This window comes from Mesorhizobium sp. M7A.F.Ca.US.005.03.2.1 (genome assembly GCF_003997795.1).
GTDB lineage: Bacteria > Pseudomonadota > Alphaproteobacteria > Rhizobiales > Rhizobiaceae > Mesorhizobium > Mesorhizobium ciceri.
In genome coordinates this window covers 1-1603 of record NZ_RZRP01001133.1, presented here as the reverse complement: position 1 = coordinate 1603, position 1603 = coordinate 1, and the positions used below count along the sequence as shown (strand labels likewise).

Genomic DNA, 1603 nt, shown 5'->3' with positions numbered 1-1603 from the left:
GTAGACACCGTAACCGACCGCGCCCATCACCAGCAGCACCACCCAGATCAACGGCGTTGTGATCAGCAGAGACAGCAAAAGCGCGCAAACGGTTGTTGCCAGTGCGCAGACGATGATCATGGCGCGGCCGCCAAAACGCTCCGCCAGAAGGCCGAGTGGTATCTGCAGCAGGATGTTGCCGAGGGAAAGCGCCATCACCAGCGAGGCCAGAACGGCTTCCGCCAGGCCATAGCTGGCGCCGAAGACCGGGACCAGCGCATAGGTGCTCTGCTGGACCGCCGCCGAGACAAGCACGGCAAGCAGCAGCGCCGGCGCCATTTTGGCAAACCCGACAAGGCCGCTGGCAGGCTGGCCGTCATCCTCGAAGCCGGTGAGCTTTGACGAGACGGCGTGCAGGATCACCGCGCAGAGCGCGAAACCGGCGACGCCGACCATGAAAGGCGCCCAGCCCGACGTGCCGAGCAGGGTCAGCGCGAATGGTCCGGCGGCGTAACCGGCGCCCATCAGCGTGTTGAACACGCCCATCACCCGGCCGCGCCGCGACGGCGGTGCCAGCGACAGCGCCCACACCTCGCCAAGGATATAAAGCGGATTGATGACCACGCCGATGATGAAGCGGATGACGAACCACGCCACCCAGTCCTGTAGATAGCCGATGCCCAGGAAGCAGAGCGCGCCGGTCAGCGAGCAGCCGACCGCCAGGTTGCGCCCGCCGACCAGCCGCACCGCCGCCGGCACGAAGGAAGCCGACAGGATCAGCCCGAGCGGCATCATCGCCGCCGACAGGCCGATCAGCGCCGGCGACATGCCTTGCTTCTGCATCAGCAATGTGAACAGCGGCGAGCTCAGCCCTTGCGCGGCGCCAAACATGGCAAGTGCCGCGGTGACGCCGGCAAGCGCTGCCCATTGCGTTCCTGCTTCGCCTTCGCTCGAGCCGGTCGCGACCATGCTGCCATCCAGATGAACTGCTGGCCATCAGGCCGGCAATCCAAGTAGCTATCGGTTCGATCCCCGGAAGGGAAGGGCCGGCCACCGAAATCCGCTTGCTCCAACGCGGCAACCTGATCAAGCCGATGTCGCGGCCGGGCACCTGTCGTTCCGGCATGTCGCTTCCCTCGCCCTAGTGGTCGTCGCCTCCGCAATGGCCGGACAGCCGCCGGTCCATTATGCCGCCCGCTATCGCATCCCACGAGGACCATCATGACCGCCGCCCTACAACCCTCAGAACCGGCATTGGCCACCGACCGTGCCCGTCGCGGCGGCCGCGCTGGAAAGCGCGCCGGCGGCTCGGCCGCGTTCGAGCAGCCGGCTTTTCGCCAGTTGAAGAACCCGCTGGCGCCAACCAGGCTGGTCTCCGACGACGAGCTGGAATCGATTCACCTCGCTTCCCTGCGCGTGCTGCGGGAAATCGGCGTCGACGTGCTGCATGACGAGGCCCGCAGCATCATGAAGGCGCATGGCGCCGACGTGCGTGACGGTTCAGAGCGGGTGCGCTTCGACAGCGACATGATCCTCGACCTGGTGTCGCACTGCCCGTCGGAATTCACCATCCATGCCCGCAATCCTGCGCACAATGTGCGCTTTGGCGGCAACAATGTGATCG

The 1603-nt window shown here is 66.0% G+C and carries 2 protein-coding genes; one reads left to right on the top strand and one right to left on the bottom strand.

Features of this window, described 5'->3' with window-relative positions; genetic code table 11:
- A partial coding sequence (locus EN991_RS35465) for an MFS transporter (protein WP_164769633.1) occupies positions 1-948 on the bottom strand: 948 nt, incomplete at its 3' end.
- A gap of 252 nt (positions 949-1200) precedes the next feature.
- Between EN991_RS35465 and EN991_RS35460 the strand changes: the two genes are divergently transcribed.
- On the top strand, positions 1201-1603 hold a 403-nt coding region (locus EN991_RS35460; protein WP_206519325.1), incomplete at its 3' end, for a trimethylamine methyltransferase family protein.